The organism is Shewanella woodyi ATCC 51908 (assembly GCF_000019525.1).
GTDB classification, from domain to species: Bacteria; Pseudomonadota; Gammaproteobacteria; order Enterobacterales; family Shewanellaceae; genus Shewanella; species Shewanella woodyi.
This window is the reverse complement of the sequence record NC_010506.1, coordinates 169939-185984: the sequence shown is the minus strand read 5'-3', so window position 1 is coordinate 185984 and position 16046 is coordinate 169939. Positions and strand designations below refer to the sequence as shown.

The 16046-nt window shown below is 44.5% G+C and carries 16 protein-coding genes; 7 read left to right on the top strand and 9 right to left on the bottom strand.

What is annotated here, in order from left to right:
• Positions 1 to 111: 111 nt before the first annotated feature.
• Positions 112 to 1002, bottom strand: a complete 891-nt coding sequence (locus SWOO_RS00790) for a class I SAM-dependent methyltransferase (RefSeq protein ID WP_012322802.1) — start codon at positions 1000 to 1002, stop codon at positions 112 to 114.
• Positions 995 to 1480: a transcription elongation factor GreB gene (gene greB / locus SWOO_RS00785; RefSeq protein ID WP_012322801.1), complete on the bottom strand. Its 486-nt coding sequence runs from the start codon at positions 1478 to 1480 to the stop codon at positions 995 to 997. Before greB ends, SWOO_RS00790 begins: the two co-directional genes overlap by 8 nt.
• 464 nt (positions 1481 to 1944) lie before the next feature.
• Here greB and ompR point away from each other — a divergent pair, with 464 nt between their 5' ends.
• The 3 genes from ompR to SWOO_RS00770 all read left to right on the top strand — a co-directional run bounded on the left by ompR (position 1945) and on the right by SWOO_RS00770 (position 6099).
• Entirely contained in the window at positions 1945 to 2670 is a 726-nt protein-coding gene (gene ompR / locus SWOO_RS00780; protein ID WP_012322800.1) for an osmolarity response regulator transcription factor OmpR, read from the top strand.
• A 50-nt stretch (positions 2671 to 2720) separates the two neighbouring features.
• Complete coding sequence (envZ, locus tag SWOO_RS00775; protein ID WP_012322799.1) at positions 2721 to 4031, top strand: two-component system sensor histidine kinase EnvZ; 1311 nt, start codon at positions 2721 to 2723, stop codon at positions 4029 to 4031.
• Between the two features lie 112 nt (positions 4032 to 4143).
• A complete protein-coding gene (locus SWOO_RS00770; protein ID WP_012322798.1) occupies positions 4144 to 6099 on the top strand; it encodes a methyl-accepting chemotaxis protein in 1956 nt (651 codons plus the stop codon).
• Positions 6100 to 6146: 47 nt separating this feature from the next.
• On the opposite strand, the gene SWOO_RS00765 is transcribed toward SWOO_RS00770, so the two are convergent.
• Positions 6147 to 6623, bottom strand: coding sequence for a peroxiredoxin (locus tag SWOO_RS00765; protein ID WP_012322797.1), 477 nt, complete (start codon positions 6621 to 6623; stop codon positions 6147 to 6149).
• Between the two features lie 185 nt (positions 6624 to 6808).
• Here SWOO_RS00765 and SWOO_RS00760 point away from each other — a divergent pair, with 185 nt between their 5' ends.
• A complete protein-coding gene (locus SWOO_RS00760) occupies positions 6809 to 7984 on the top strand; it encodes an HD-GYP domain-containing protein (protein ID WP_012322796.1) in 1176 nt (391 codons plus the stop codon).
• 80 nt (positions 7985 to 8064) lie between these two features.
• Positions 8065 to 8472, top strand: coding sequence for a VanZ family protein (locus SWOO_RS00755; protein WP_012322795.1), 408 nt, complete (start codon positions 8065 to 8067; stop codon positions 8470 to 8472).
• Here the strand turns inward: SWOO_RS00755 and SWOO_RS00750 are convergent.
• Positions 8469 to 9257: a class I SAM-dependent methyltransferase gene (locus tag SWOO_RS00750; RefSeq protein ID WP_012322794.1), complete on the bottom strand. Its 789-nt coding sequence runs from the start codon at positions 9255 to 9257 to the stop codon at positions 8469 to 8471. The genes SWOO_RS00755 and SWOO_RS00750 overlap by 4 nt on opposite strands.
• Positions 9258 to 9453: 196 nt before the next feature.
• On the opposite strand from SWOO_RS00750, the gene SWOO_RS00745 reads away from it, so the two are divergent.
• Entirely contained in the window at positions 9454 to 10296 is an 843-nt protein-coding gene (locus SWOO_RS00745) for a 23S rRNA (adenine(2030)-N(6))-methyltransferase RlmJ (RefSeq protein WP_012322793.1), read from the top strand.
• Between the two features lie 120 nt (positions 10297 to 10416).
• Here SWOO_RS00745 and SWOO_RS00740 read toward each other — a convergent pair whose 3' ends face one another.
• Positions 10417 to 10788 carry a nuclear transport factor 2 family protein gene (locus SWOO_RS00740; protein WP_012322792.1) on the bottom strand — a complete coding sequence of 124 codons (372 nt, stop codon included), beginning with the start codon at positions 10786 to 10788 and terminating at the stop codon, positions 10417 to 10419.
• Between the two features lie 52 nt (positions 10789 to 10840).
• Positions 10841 to 11758, bottom strand: coding sequence for a LysR family transcriptional regulator (locus SWOO_RS00735; protein WP_012322791.1), 918 nt, complete (start codon positions 11756 to 11758; stop codon positions 10841 to 10843).
• Between the two features lie 127 nt (positions 11759 to 11885).
• On the opposite strand from SWOO_RS00735, the gene SWOO_RS00730 reads away from it, so the two are divergent.
• Positions 11886 to 13280, top strand: a complete 1395-nt coding sequence (locus SWOO_RS00730; protein ID WP_012322790.1) for an MATE family efflux transporter — start codon at positions 11886 to 11888, stop codon at positions 13278 to 13280.
• Positions 13281 to 13324: 44 nt separating this feature from the next.
• Here the strand turns inward: SWOO_RS00730 and SWOO_RS00725 are convergent, their stop codons facing one another.
• Genes SWOO_RS00725 through SWOO_RS00715 form a run of 3 tightly spaced genes read right to left on the bottom strand, consistent with a single transcriptional unit; the run spans position 13325 to position 15847 of the window.
• Positions 13325 to 14224, bottom strand: coding sequence for a lytic transglycosylase domain-containing protein (locus tag SWOO_RS00725; protein ID WP_012322789.1), 900 nt, complete (start codon positions 14222 to 14224; stop codon positions 13325 to 13327).
• Positions 14225 to 15235 carry a DUF3137 domain-containing protein gene (locus SWOO_RS00720; RefSeq protein WP_012322788.1) on the bottom strand — a complete coding sequence of 337 codons (1011 nt, stop codon included), beginning with the start codon at positions 15233 to 15235 and terminating at the stop codon, positions 14225 to 14227. It abuts the gene before it with no gap.
• A 42-nt stretch (positions 15236 to 15277) separates the two neighbouring features.
• Positions 15278 to 15847, bottom strand: a complete 570-nt coding sequence (locus SWOO_RS00715; protein ID WP_012322787.1) for a LemA family protein — start codon at positions 15845 to 15847, stop codon at positions 15278 to 15280.
• Positions 15848 to 16046: the final 199 nt, after the last annotated feature.

Here is a 16046-nt window from a genome sequence, read left to right as displayed (position 1 = left end):
AGTGTCGAGCCTAGAGTAAAAAACGTAGTGGCGCCCAAGATACCACAAGTCATTTGGAAATACAGGATTCAGGTCATCAGAGAGTGACCGATCTCAAGTGAATAAAGTCTGTTAACTTGTGAGCTTTTTAGCCAATACCGTATGTTCAGGCATACCTCTACGGTTGATTAACACCTCAAAGCCATGCCTCTGTAAAAGAGTCGCGATATCTTGCTTATGCCAAGCGGGAACAAAAGGCTCATAAACATGATTAGCCAGCCATTTAAAGTAAAGCCCCGTAAAGCCATAACCTTTAAACATCTGCCACCAACCACCTTTAAATTGAATCGATGAAGGCTCACAGATAGCGAGTAATCCTCCCTCATCGAGCACCCGATGACACTCACTCAGTGCCCTGTCTATGTATTTAGGGGGAATCTCATGAAATAGAAAACTTGCCGTGATCCCATCAAAACGCTTATCAGCAAACTTAAGATCTTCGGCAAGCCCCTGTACAAACTTAACATCAGGGTTTGCTTTAGCTCCATGTTTAAGAAGATAGGGAGAGGGATCGACGCCCCACACATCTTCAATGCCCTGCTTTTTTACTACTGCGGCCATCTGACCACCAGCGCAACCAATATCCAGTACACGAGTCGCCGAGCTAAACCAAGAGGCGATCTCCTTACGCACTGGCTTCATTTTACCCAACATAGTGCCATCAAACGCACTGATGTAGCCTCGGGTAATATTGTTAGAGAAGTTACCATTGGGAATACCGTGAAACTCCTGTTGTAGATACTTTGGAAGCTCACCTTTATCCATCAAGCTATCAGGAAACTCCACTGGCAGCTCAATACGACCATTGCCCTTCTTAAACAAAGAACGAAATAGCCGCCCTACATTAGTCCAGGTCTTAAAATTTATCTCATCGGCCCAGGTATTCGGTAACTCTATTCTGTCCCAGTCAGGTACCAAAGGATCTTGAATCTCTCCACTATCCGCTACAGCTGGCTCACTCATCCTTAAACGCCTTATATTGAATCTTATTTACATACCACTCTTTAGCACCTGATGGGGTTTTTACGACCACTTCATCATCCACCTGCTTGCCGATTAAGGCCCTTGCCATTGGCGAGTCGATAGTAATATAACCTAACTTAGTATCCAGCTCATCTTTCCCGACAATACGATATTGAACCACATCGCCCGACTCATTTTCGAGCTCTACCCAGGCACCAAAGAAGACCTTGCCCTCCTGCTGCGGTGAATAATCGACAATGGTGAGATCTTCCACCCGTTTCACCAGATAGCGAACTCGACTATCTATCTGTCTTAGCAGGCGCTTGTTATAGGTATAATCAGCATTCTCACTTCGATCCCCTTGGGCTGCAGCTTCCTGCACCTTCTTAGTGATCTCTGGGCGATACTCTTTCCATAAGTATTTCAGCTCTTTATCTAAGGCCTGCCAGCCCTTCCTGGTGATTAACATCGCAGTCATTTGTATCTCGATCTCACTCTCTGCCGAGGCTTACGCCTTGGCAATACATAATTCATCTTTACCGCTCTGTGCTTAATCTAAGCTGGAGCATAATCTGCTGCTAGTTTATACCAATCGACCTAGAAAAGTGAGCTACTCAAAGGTTATTTTTAATGAAATGGCTCAGAAGGAGAAGCAAGAGAAACAGTGCTAATTTGATGCTATCAATTCAAGAATTAATCGTGATCCAATTTAGTTACAATTTCGATTACCAACTAGCAATAAAGCAAGCTTAAACCTATAATTCAACATGTTAACGGCAATCATTAAAGAAACAGATTGATAACAGAAGCAGGCTGGGCTAAATCACCTCTGGTCTTCGATGGGGAAAAGCAGCTATATTAGCCCTATAATAAATATTCGTATTCAATATCAGCCAGTTGGCTACCGATTACCATCGGATCCCTATCAAAAGGATAATAAGCATGGGACAGGAAACCTCTAAAATACTCGTTGTAGATGATGACATGAGGCTAAGAGCCTTACTCGAGCGTTATCTAATGGAGCAAGGTTATCAAGTTCGCAGTGCCGCCAACGCTGAGCAGATGGACAGACTGCTCGAACGTGAGAATTTTCACCTGCTGGTATTAGATCTTATGCTGCCGGGGGAAGATGGTCTCTCAATTTGCCGCCGACTGCGCCAAAATGGCAGCCCTATTCCTATTGTGATGCTAACCGCTAAAGGCGATGAAGTGGACCGTATTATCGGTCTAGAGCTCGGCGCCGATGACTATCTGCCAAAACCCTTTAACCCTCGTGAACTACTTGCCAGAATCAAAGCGGTAATGCGTCGCCAAACCCCAGATGTACCAGGTGCCCCGACTCAGCAGGAGGAGGAGATCACCTTCGGTGAGTTTGCCCTCAACTTAGCAACGCGCGAGATGTACCATGGTGAAGAGGCTATCTCTCTCACCAGTGGTGAGTTTGCCGTACTCAAAGTACTTGTCAGCCACCCTAGAGAGCCACTCTCCCGTGATAAGCTAATGAACTTAGCCCGTGGGCGTGATTACTCAGCTCTTGAGCGCTCAATTGATGTTCAGGTATCACGTCTGCGACGCCTAATAGAGAGAGATCCGGCCAACCCTAGATATATCCAAACGGTATGGGGACTGGGTTATGTCTTTGTTCCCGATGGCGCAGCTCGTCGATAAAGCCGTAAGTTTGTTGGCCGAATAAATCTAAAACAATAAGGTAGACCTGAGTGAAGTGGTTAAAAAAGATCCTTCCCCGTAGTTCATTCAGTCAAACTGTGATGCTAATTGGCAGCCTATTGCTGATCAACCAATTAGTGTCTTACCTCTCTGTGGCCACCTACTTTATTCAACCAACCTATCAGCAAATTAACCAACTGATTGCCCGTCAGGTGAAGCTACTTTTCGTCGACGGTGTCGATGTTGGCCGTGAACATCTAACTATGGTCGATGCCCTCAACGCAAAAGTTCGCGGCGATGGTATGAAGATATATAACCAGAAACAAGCAAGGGCTGCAGGCATAGAGCAGACCACTTATTATGGCTTTCTATCATCTCAGATGTCAGAACACTTAGGCGGCAAGGCTGAAGTCAGAATTGCCCAAGGCGATGATTTTGAGATCTGGATCCGTCCCCCTCAAGCGCCCTCAATCTGGATAAAGGTCCCGCTAACGGGCTTCAATGAGTATGATCTCTCCCCTCTCACTCTCTATTTAATGGTCATAGGTGCGCTCAGTGTTGCTGGCGGATGGTGGTTCGCTAGACAACAAAATAGGCCTTTAAAGCGTCTACAAAAGGCGGCGATATTGGTCTCAATGGGAGATTACCCTAAACCGCTACCACTAAATGGCTCTACAGAGATTGTCGAAGTAACCAACGCCTTCAATCAGATGTCCCACAGCATGAAACAGCTCGAGCAAGACAGAGCCTTGTTGATGGCGGGGATCTCCCATGATCTTCGCACCCCTCTGACCCGTATTCGTCTCGCTTCAGAGATGATGGTTGAAGAGGATGAATACCTTAAAGATGGCATAGTCCACGATATTGAAGATATGGATGCCATCATTAACCAGTTTATCGCCTATATTCGTCAAGATCAGGAGAGTACCCGAGAGCAGGAGCAGATCAACTATCTGATTCAGGACGTAGTGCAAGCAGAGTCAAACCGTGAAGGCAAAATCGAGGTGGAGCTCGCCACCTGCCCTGATATCCCCATGCAGGGTATCGCTATTAAGCGTATTCTCAGTAACTTAGTAGAGAACGCCTTCCGTTATGGTCAAGGTTGGGTCAAGTTAAGCTCCCATTTTGACGGCAAGCGTGTCGGATTTAGTGTCGAAGATAATGGCCCAGGTATACCTGAAGATCAGATCCCCGAACTGTTTCAGCCTTTTACACAGGGAGATATTGCTCGAGGTAGTGTAGGCTCAGGGCTCGGACTCGCTATTATCAAACGTATTGTCGATCGCCACCAAGGTGAGGTGATACTCACCAATAGAGCCGAAGGTGGACTCCATGCTCAGGTCTGGCTTCCTTTAAGCTAAACTACTCTAAATTAGTGGAATTCACTGTTCTGAAAAACAGTTATTACTGTCATAAGCCTGCAACACAAGCGTCATAATCTACAGCCAAACTCTGTAGTCTGGCCTCTCAAGGATGAAAATTTCAACCCTCTCTCTTTCCGCTTCCGCTTGCTTACTGCTTCTCGCGGGTTTACTTGCCTCCGTGGTGATATGGAGTAACCAAGAGCGTCAGCAGATTGAAAATAGAGCAACTCAACTCCAAGAGTTACAACAAGGCTTTCTGGTTGAAGTAAGAGGAGAGCTAGATGTCTATCTGACCACAGGCGCTGCCAATAAACTTGAGCAGGCAAAAATCTTGTTACAGCAGATAGAGAGCCAACTCACCCTGTTTATGGACAGCGACAAAGATAATCTTGCATCACTCATAAACCAATTTATTCAACGACTCGATACCGATTATCGCGCCGCAGGTAAACTTGCAGGCAACCCGAGACAGCTATTGGCCCACGCTGAGTCAGAGATGATGGACAACAATCGTCATCTAACCAAATACGCTATCCAAGCTCAGGCTGAACATCCCAAATTGGCAGCGCAATATCTGGCTATCACCCGCCAACTGCCTCCGTTAGTTTATCAACTGTCCCAGCTCACCCAAGACTATTTGATAGGCAAAGATAGAAAGCTGAAAACCTATCTAGAAACCAATATTCGGGAGCTATTACTTTGGCATGATACACTCGAGGCGCTGCCGCTGATAGGTATTTTCGAGACCCAAGAAGCGGACGAATTTGAGCTAGGAGGCTCAGAAAGTGAGGTCATAGAGGTAGGGGAAGATTTTTACCTCGAACTACTGAGCTTAACTGAACGTTACAATAAAGAGGTGGCGAATACACATAGCTTGTTGCAAGAAAATCAAGCAACTCAGTCACAACTCAAGTTGGAAATTGTTGAGATTGAACAAGCATTTCTGACTCTCAGCCAAGCTCAATCAATACAGAATCAGCAGATTAAAAATCAGTTACAATACACGCTCTATATCGTTGTCTCCATACTTGCACTATTTGCCATCACCTATCTTATCCTTCAGCAGCGAAGAGTTGTGGCTCCCCTAAAACAGTTAAACCAAGCATTTCATACACTCAGTGCATCGAATAATCGTCAGCGACTCACCATACAGAGGCGCTGTGAAACCGGGCAGATAGCTGGTCACTTTAACCAGCTACTACAACGCTTTGAGGATGAAGATGAATCCCAACGGCAACAGATAAGTCAGGTATCACTCTCACTCTCTAAACTTGTCAGCCGTATTACACAGATCACACGCAGCACAGAGGAGACCCAAACCATAGTCACAGATGCACAATCACAAACTGATGAGATAAAACTCTTGGCTCAAGAGGTCAACAACACCTCTAAGTTGGTTGAGCAAAGTGCAGAGCAAACCATGCAACAGATGCAGTTAAGCCACACCGAATCGGAAGCCGTACTACTAGCAACCCAAGAGACTCAAAATGCCGTAGAGCAGTGTCATTTGTCACTTTCAGGGCTGACAACCTCTGTCGTTGACGTGTCTAAAATTATTGATGTTATCGGTAATATTGCCGAGCAAACTAACTTATTAGCACTCAATGCAGCCATTGAAGCCGCTAGGGCAGGAGAGCAAGGTAGAGGGTTTGCCGTGGTAGCCGATGAGGTACGTAACCTCTCCTACCGAACACAAGAGTCTTTAAAGGAGATCCAGGGGATTTTAGCTCAGTTAACCAATGCAAATCAGTCACTAGAAACCAGTATGTCAGGCATATCCCAAGCAGCAATTAGCCAGAAAACCAGAGCACAAAGTCTCTCTAATTTAGCTCAAGAGGTTCAATCTCAGGCTCGTGATATGGCAGTGACAGCAAAACAGGGCTCGGTCAATGCACTGCAACAGGTCAACTACTTAGATAATTTTAGCGCCTCTATGGAAACTCTAAGAAACCAAGCCTTTGCAGCATCACAGCAAACATCCATCATTGCCACCGAAGTGGAGCTGGGCGTTGAAAACATAGAGTTAAGCTTAGGTATAGAGAAGAAAGAATTAAAAGTGGCCTAAACAAAAAAGGAGCTTTAAAGCTCCTATATACAGACAAGCATCTAGGTTTAAAGCAGATCCAGAATAACTTCAGCTTTACTCACTTCAAACATCTTAGGAGCTTCAACATTGAGATCGGTAACCACGCCATCCTCTAGCACCATGGCATAGCGCTGGGAACGTATACCACCAAAACCAGCCGTATCCACCTGTAAACCAATAGCCTTAGTAAAGCTGGCATCGCCATCTGCCAGCATCATAACCTCAGATGCATTTTGGCTATCACCCCAAGCCTTCATCACAAAGGCATCATTCACCGAAACACAGGCAATAAGATCAACGCCTTTAGCCTTAAACTGATCGGCCAACACCACAAACCCCGGCAGATGTGATTGAGAGCAAGTCGGTGTAAAAGCCCCAGGGACGGCAAACAGTACCACCTTTTTACCAGCAAAAAGATCAGTCACACAGTGTGTCAGCATCCCCTCATTAGTCAGCTCACCCAACATGGTGCCATCTGGAACTCTCTCTCCTTGTTTAATCATCATCGACCTCAATCAGTATTTAAATTTCTAGTATTAATATTAGGCTAAATTCTCACCAATAAATACCTACAATAAGTAAGTGAATATCTGGTTTTTGTCGATGTTGTAATCCATACTTTTAACGTAACCATAGCCTCGTGGCTAGACGATCTGCGAGCTTAGCTTAGAGAAAAGGACTTTAGCCTATGATTGTCGAACAAGATATCTCTTCAGTTCAAGTTGGCATGTACGTATTAGATATCACTAGGCCTAAAAACAGATTTCACCTGACAAAAGCAAGCTGGTTAATAAGTGAGAGTATGATTGATGAGTTAAGAAGAAAGGGCGTTGAACGTCTACTCATTGATACAAGTAAGACCAGGAAACAGTCTCAAATTAGATCAGTTTCTAAAGAAAGGGCTAGCCTTATCCCTGGCTTTAACCAAGATATATATGAAGCCAGCAAAGTGTTTAACGAATCCAAGAACATTCAAAAAAATCTATTTCACGATGCCAAAAATGGCTGCCCTCTGGACTTAGCCCCAGTAAAAGCAATCACACAAAAATCACTCTACCTCATTTTTGATAATCCAGATGCATTAGCCTGCGTAATTAATATACGCCACAAAGATGAGTACTTACTTGAACACTCGGTTGCCGTATCTATTCTGCTCACCATTTTTGCTTTCTATTTAAAGATAGATGTAGAGATAGCCCATGAAATAGCCATTGGCGCTTTTCTCCATGATGTCGGCAAGATCATGGTGCCCGATTACATTTTAAATAAACCCGACAAATTGACTGATGATGAGTTTGAGATAATGAAAACTCATGCATCACACTCAATCAGTATCATAGAAAAAACACCAGGAATAAGCGCATTAAGCTTAGAGGTCGCTAAATTACACCACGAGAAATTAAACGGTGAAGGTTACCCTAATCAAATATCTGCCGAGCAGATCACTCAATATGGGCGAATGATATCCATCTGCGACATTTACGATGCGTTAACCTCGAGCCGATGCTATAAAGAGGGCTACCCTCAAGTCAAAGCTTTTACAATTTTACGCGCATTAGCAAAAGACAATCAACTTGATGACTTTCTAGTCGATTCATTTATTCAGTGTATGGGAGTATACCCAGTCGGTGCACTCGTACAACTTAGTTCAAATCGACTCGCAATTGTAGAAAGCCATAACCATAAAGATCCTATAAGGCCGATAGTAAAACCTTTCTATAGCCTTAAACCAAAACATTTTGAAGCTGCACAAGATATAGATTTAGCAGTATTTGAGAGCGAAGAGATAGTTAAATGTGTCAGAGCGGATGACTTTGACTTGAATATGGAACAAATTATTGAGTTCTTAGCACATGAAGGATAACTGTTAACTTTCATTCACTGTACATATGCAGAGTAATCGTCACAATGAGGCCAATGGAGAGGCAAAAAGGATTTAAGCACGTGTTCTATAAACTCACAGTAAGCATAGCATTAGGCTTTTTTGCCTTTATTCTATGGGCCATCTATCAAGCAAATACAGGAAGCAGTAATCTGTTTTTTGACCTTATCCAACCCCTCCCCTATGGCGACAAACTCGGCCACTTCGGATTATTTGGATTACTCACACTGCTTGCTAACTTAGCTTCCCGCTGTAGAACCCTTTCAATAGGAAGATTTAAGCTCTACTGGGGCAGCACAGCCGTTAGCCTGTTTGTTCTGATAGAGGAGCTAAGCCAAGGGCTAATCCCCACAAGAACATTAGATATGATGGACTTAGCCGCCGATGGACTTGGTATCACCCTCTTTAGCTTACTTACCTATTTAATCGCAACAAATACCAGAAGCCAGACAGCTCACGAGAAAACTTAAGCCGTCATCGCCGCCCGTACATAGACATCGAAACGGTTTTTCTTAGTGGCGATCACCATGCTCGGTTTAACGCCATCTAAATCTTCAGCATAATCGGGACGTTTTACGACGACTCGCTTACTTGCTAGCGCCATTGCAGGGGCAAGTAAACCATCGGCATCAAGATCGGCACCAACTAATGATTGGAACACACGCATCTCTTTTTTAACTAAGGCAGATTTCTCACGGTGGGGATACATGGGATCTAGATAGACCACGTCCACCTCTGTATTTGATGAGTGCGCTGCATCAGCTAGTGAATCAATGCTCGAGCCGTGAAACAGCTTCATACGCTCACGCATCCAGTCACCAATTTCCGCATCTTCATAGGCGCGGCGCAGACCATCTTCTAGCAGTGCAGCCACTACAGGATGACGCTCAACCATAGTGACATTACACCCTAAGCTCGCCAAAACGAACGCATCGCGGCCAAGCCCTGCGGTGCCATCGACAACACTGGGATTAACCCCCTGTTTTAGCCCAACCGCTTTCGCGATAGATTGACCTCGACCGCCACCAAATTTGCGTCTATGCGCCACGGCACCAGACACAAAATCGACCGAGATCCCTTTCAACTTAGGCTCATCTCGCTTTATAAGAGTCAGAATATTATCTTCAAATACCAGTTCAAACTCAGCATTGGCATCATAAACAAGGCCCCAGCGCTCGCAGGCAGACTCAATAGTGGGATAATGGCGATTAAAGAAGATGCCATAACTGGTTTTAGTTTGATTAACTTGGGTCACTGTGGCTCGATCTGGCGTGATTATCTCTCTATTATGCCAAAAGCTCCCTTCAGGAGATATATTTTAAAGCGTTTGAGTTATAATCCGTCAAATCAGGCAATATTTGCCGTACCCAAATTAATCTCGCAAAGCCAAGTTCAGTTATCCTTTAACGATATCCAGCTTATCGCTATGCCGAAACCCTTTAGGAATCATCATGCTGAGTTATCGCCACGGTTACCATGCAGGCAATTATGCCGATGTATTAAAGCACTCTGTTTTACTGCAAGTGCTAAAACTGATGCACAAGAAGCCAACACCTTTTGCCTATATCGATACTCACGCCGGCGCTGGCGGTTATGCGCTCACGGATCAGTTTTCCCAAAAGACAGGTGAATATTTAGAGGGCGTGGCTAAGTTATGGGGAAAAGAGGATCTGCCTGAGCCACTGGCTGAATACATTGCAGATGTGGCTCACTTTAACCAAGGCAAATCGGAGCTCTCTTTCTATCCTGGCTCGCCAGCATTTGTCGATATGAACCGCCATGAAAAAGAGCGCATGGTGCTCCATGAACTTCACGGTGCTGACCATGCTCTGCTTGAGGAGCAGTTCACTGGTGACCGCTATATTCGTGTCGTCAAAGATGATGGCTTAAAGGGGCTAATCGCTGCAGTTCCTCCTCGTGAGCGACGCGGGGTTATCTTAGTTGATCCAAGTTATGAGATAAAAACTGATTATCAAGATGTGCCCAATGCAATTATCAAGGCCCACAAGAAGTTTGCGACCGGGGTGTACATGCTTTGGTATCCGGTGGTTAACCGCGCACAAACAGAGGGTATGCTAAAAATTCTCGCTCAAAGCGGCATTAAAAATCAGCTTAGGATCGAACAAGCGATCAGAGCCGACAGCGACGAATTTGGTATGACAGCAGCAGGCTTGTGGATCATTAATCCACCTTGGCAGCTCGATACTAAGGCAAGTGAGATACTTGAGTATCTCTCACCTGTGTTAAATCAAGGCGGTGGCAAAATCACCATTAAGCAGGAAGTGCCTGAGTAACACCGCTCAGCACAACATCAGGGTTATAAGCCAATAAGCTAAATCAATGAGATCAGGCCATAAAAAGAGCCAGCTTTAAGCTGGCTCTTTCTATTTTTAGTCATGAGGTTGATACTCAAATTAAAATGCTTCACAGGGCGTGCCCTGATGAAAAATCATCTGCCAATTGTCTCCACTTCTCTTCCAAAGGGAGCTGCGCAGAGAGTAGCGGGTAATAAACTCATCGGGTTTAATCATGGATGCACGATAAAGTAGTTGTGCCAGATCTGGCGTTAACACCCTTAACTCAAAGTCGGTAGCGCAAAACTCTGGACACCTCTCTTTAGGCAGCCTCATCAATACCTCCTCCTTGCCAAAGCGAATTCCAGAGCCACCAAACTCTAAAAAATCATCGTGGATCAAGCTAGCAAGCTCCTCTACCGAAGATCTTACTTCAGACTTAAGCAGATAAAGCTCAAGCTCTATAAGTTGTTGCTCTAAGCCTGTTTGCATACTTTCACCTTATCATCCTCTCCCTAATCTTTGTTTCTACTTCCAATCTTCTTTAAGGAGATTCCGACTTGTTGCTGTAATTATTCACTTTATTCTTAAACATGGACTCAATTTCTAAAAAGATCCACTCCATTACAGGACCATAAGCTTGATCCCGCCGATTAACAACGCCTATTTCAACCAATAATGGGGAGGGGATATGCTCTGTTGATAGGGTCACAATGTCATCTGAATACCACTCACTATTAGCGATATGCTCAGGAACGAGCGCCCAACCCACTCCACGAATAACCAGAGCTGTCATATAGTAGTAGCTGTCGATATACCAATGGTTAGCAGCGAGTGCTTTTGCCTGCTTATCTCCCATTCGGTCACGGATCACTAGCTGTCTGTGCTGGTTTAACTCTTTAATTTTAGGTGCCGAAAACTGAGCAAGAGGATGATTTACCGACACAATCAAAGACTGTTTAAACTGGCCAATGGACATAAATTCCAACGACTCAGGCAGTTCGTTGCGAGAGTGAAATAAGATGCCCATATCGGCCTTCCCCTCATCAACCCACAAGCCAATATCATCTTGTGAACCATTGATGATAGTAAGCTTTAACAGTGGAAACTTGATCGATACCTGCTCAAACAGAGACTCAAATGCATTGATCGGCACCGCCTCATCCATGGCAACCGTCAGGCTTATCTCCTGCCCCGTTGATAACGTCATAGCGCGGGACTCAAGACGCTGGCACTGCTGCAGTACCGCTTGGGCCTCAATAAACATATCTTCACCGCAAGGGGTCAAAACAGGAAGCCTGGCACTTCGATCAAACAGCTCAAAACCCAGATCATCTTCAAGGTGACCAATGGCAGTGCTAATTCGTGACTGTGCTCTCCCCAGCTTTCTTGCTGCCGCCGAGAACGAGCCATATTTCACCGATAGAACAAAAGCTTCCAGCTGGTACAGACTCCAATTCACTCTGCTCTCCCTATCACTATTATTACCAATCCCTAAATTACCTATCCGATATGCGGATACTTACTAACTTATTCAATCCGAAATTTGAAGATACTCTATCGCTACCCATTAATACCAGTAGAAACTCATGCACAGCTATCAATCACCATCAGATCAGACATCAAGCTCAATCAGCCGAACATTTTGGCGCTACGCCATTCCTTCGGTCGCGGCGATGCTGGTCAACGGTCTATATCAAATTGTTGATGGTATTTTTATTGGCCAGTACGTTGGCTACCAAGGGCTAGCAGGTATCAATATGGCTTGGCCTATCATCTATATTTTTGCTGGTATTGGCCTAATGATAGGCATGGGTTCAGGCAGCTTACTCTCCATCAATCGCGGTGAGAATAGCCTAACTGGCGATGATAAAAAATTAGTATCAACCAAAGTAAATAACACCTTAGCCAGCGCCCTTCTGCTCGTTATTGGCTTTGGATTAATCGGCTCTATAGTATTAAATTTGAGTGTCGACACCCTTTTGCTCATGCAAGGCGGTAGCGGGCAAACCCTACTGATGGCGCAGCAATACACCACCCCATTTACTTGGTCTTTGGTTTTTACAATTCTTGCAGCTGCTATCCCTATTCTTGTTCGCAATGATGAAAGCCCAAATATCGCCACCGGCTTGATGGTCATGGGCGCATGTTTAAATATCGTGCTCGATTATCTGCTGATTGTACAATTTAATATGGCCCTTCAAGGCGCAGCTATCGCCACTATCTCGGCCCAGATATCTGTGTCTATTTTAGGGATCGGCTACTTTATCTCATCAAAAACAGACTTTAAATTTAACGCCTCTGCATTCATTTTTAGTCCAAAGCTGGCCGGAAAGATCATGATTTTGGGCGCCTCCAGTTTTGTCATGTACCTGTATACCAGCTTCGTATTTGCGCTCCATAACCGCCTATTTATGGAGTATGGATCTTCATTAACGGTCGGGGCATTTGCAATTGTTGGTTATCTAATGGTGCTGTACTACTTTGTCGCAGAGGGACTCGGTGAAGGGATGCAGCCTCCAGTCAGTTTCTTTTTCGGCGCTAGGGAGCCAAAAAACATCAAACGTATGTTTCAGCTTGCCGCTAAGGTCTCAATCTCTGCGGGCCTGCTTTGGGTGCTGATTTTAAACCTGTTTCCCGAAGCCATTATCGGGCTGTTTAACAGTGAAGATAGAGCCTTGATGACAGAGACAATAGTCGGTATTCAACTGCATCTATTTGCAATGTTTCTCGATGGATTTGTGGTACTGGCGATCATGTATTTTATGGCCGTAAACCAAGGTGGAAGATCCCTGTGGATATCTGTTGGTAATATGGTGGTTCAACTCCCCTTCCTCTTTATCCTTCCGAAGGTATTTGGAATAAATGGAGTATGGTTGGCGATGCCAGTGTCCAACTTAGTGATTTTTGCCGTTGTCGCCCCTATGGTCTGGAGACATCTTAATTCAGCCATAGAGTCAGGTAGGGAGCTAAGTACTGCTTAATGCTGCCTATTTTAATGCGAGTTCACGCTCTGCCCACACTGAGATCACCCTAAGCTTTGATAACGCTTTAGCAGTATTTTTACTCGCTCAACATACGCTATGGTCTCAGGGTATGGTGGGATCCCTTTATGTTCGGTGACCCTTGTTGGGCCTGCGTTATAAGCAGCGCAGGCAAGCTCGATATCGCCACCAAAGCGTTTAAGCATCTTAGCTAAATATCGAGCTCCACCATCGATATTTTGCGCAGGTTTAAAAGCATTTTTAACCCCAAGCTCCTTGGCAGTTTCCGGCATTAGCTGCATCAAGCCCATAGCACCAGTTTTTGAGATGGCATAGACATTAAAGGCAGACTCAGCATGGATAACTGCACGGATCAAAGCGGGTTCAAGTTGATGGTTTCTCGCCGCAAGTTGAATTAGATCATCGAAGCGTTTCGAATAAAGCGGCATCTTTTTCCAATCAAGATCTGAATCCGGTCGACAGGCGTAGCAATCGTAAAGGATAACTTGATACTCGCTCGCACCTGGGGCGTGGTCGGTAAACACGGCCACACCATTCTCATCCTGATACTGATAAACTTTTACGCGGTCATCTAAAGTCGTCTCTAAGCGGTACTGCTTTCCTGCACTTGAGTTATCCAGCACATGGCGTGATGATGCAGCTTGAGCTCTCTTTACAGGCTTGGGGGGCACTGTTGAGCGATTAAGAGAAGTTGAGGAGCTGTTGATAGTCTGAGCACTGCTGTTATCTAACATTTTAACGCCAACAGGCTCTGAGGCTAGCTCATTAACTTGCCCTGTCACAACCAGACCGCTTTCTGAGCGGCTCGCTTTATAGTGAGGCTTATCTGCAGCTTGTGTAGAGAGAGCATGTGGGGTGACTAGAAAAACAAAGAGTATCTGCATCCCTCTAAACAAGCTTACTTCTCTACTTGCTAATATCATCTATAGGCCCGTATATTCATCGAGTTTGAGTACTTCAATCATAGCAAATAACTGACGCATCTCTTTGTTAATCTGACTGAACTCATACTCAAAGGTGGCACCATGGAAGATGGACCCCAACTCAAATCTATCCTCACTGCTTGCCAACATGATAAGTAACTTATCATCATAAAATGCGCACTGTATCTTGCCACTGAAGCAACTAGCCAGCTCCTGAAGCCGCTCCATAAAGGTCACAGTTAACAGATACCTTGCTTCAATTTGATCCGAAGAGAACACATCAAACTGTTTCTCAAACCTCACATCTTCAAGTTTTACTCGAGAGAGGCTTTTAAAAGAATCTGAAAGGAAGTTGATTAATCCTCCTCGAGTTTTTACTACCACAGTATGGCCAGTAAAAGGCTTATGACAGCTCAACTGCACCATCACCCCATTGAATACAGTTTGTGTCTCACGACGTTTATCACGCTTCACCTCTTTAGTTAGCTCAAGCTCATTAATAGCTATCTCTACCCCCTTATAAGTTCCCTGAACATAATCCTCAAAACTCGCATTATCATAACTGGGGAGTAGCTTAGAGCGCTTTAACGCCGAGAGGCTCATTTGGTGAGTAGAGCTAAAGATAAAATCATCACCAAAATAGCGAAAAATCTTAGGGAAGACTCGCTGTTTTACATCGGATTTATAACGTGAAACGGGTCGTGAGGACCACCAGATTAAGGGGATAAGAGGAAGAAGAAAAAACGGCCAAGGAAGCCCTAATCTCTGTTGATTATCGATAAGCACCGAAATAATAAGAACACCGGCAAATATAGCCAAGCTCATATACAGTCGCTGTCTAAGAGCTTTTAAACTAGCAACACGACGGTTTTCAAACTTACGGGTTAATGGCTCAATATGCTCATCATAGTGAGCCTGTAGAGAGGTTAATTCATCGCCGACAGCAACGAGAGGTTTAGACTGACGTTTAGGCTTAATCGGCGCCCCAAAAATAAAACTAACAATATTCATTTAAGCTCGGTGGCAGCTTGCGGCCAAGGGCCGCAATTAAGATTAATTCAGGAAATCTGCGGCATTAACTGGCGCTTTAGCGGCTTCATCAGCTTCATAAAAAGGCATCACCTTAATATTGGCCATCGAAGCGATAATTGAACCGGGGAAGATCTCCACCGCATTATTCAACTCTGTCACCGATGCATTATAGAAACGACGCGCAGCTGAAATATGCGCTTCAACTTCATTATAGGTCTGCATCGCCTGAAGCATGGTATTGTCAGACTTAAGCTCAGGGTAGTCTTCTACCGTCACCATCAACTGCCCCATCTTGCTATTAAGGCGTTCAGCAGCAGCCAGATGTTGCTTAATCTCCGTGGCGTCACTGTTATCATAACTATTAGTAACTTGGGTTCTTAACTCAGTGATCTCAGTAAGAAGTGATTTCTCATGATCCATAAACTTCTTAGCGATCGTTAAAATATTAGGAACGACATTAGCCCTTTTCTTCAGTTGTACATCTATACCTGAAAGCGCCTCACGCCCCGCATTGCGCTTTTTAACTAAGCTGACATACCAAAGGTAGGCAATAATCACCACCAGACCTAAACCTAATAACACTCCATCCATACTATGTCCTTATTGTTCTTTATTGCTTTTATTTTTTATCCAGATATTCAATCTTTATCAAGCCACAACCCACTACCATCACCTATTTTCTCCACTATTTCCAGCGATTTATCAACTAGAAAAACCGAATTAAAGAGGGTGCTAATTGTGCATATTTCAAAATAGTCTGACTAAAAAAGCCTTTCTAGGTTAGTTAAGC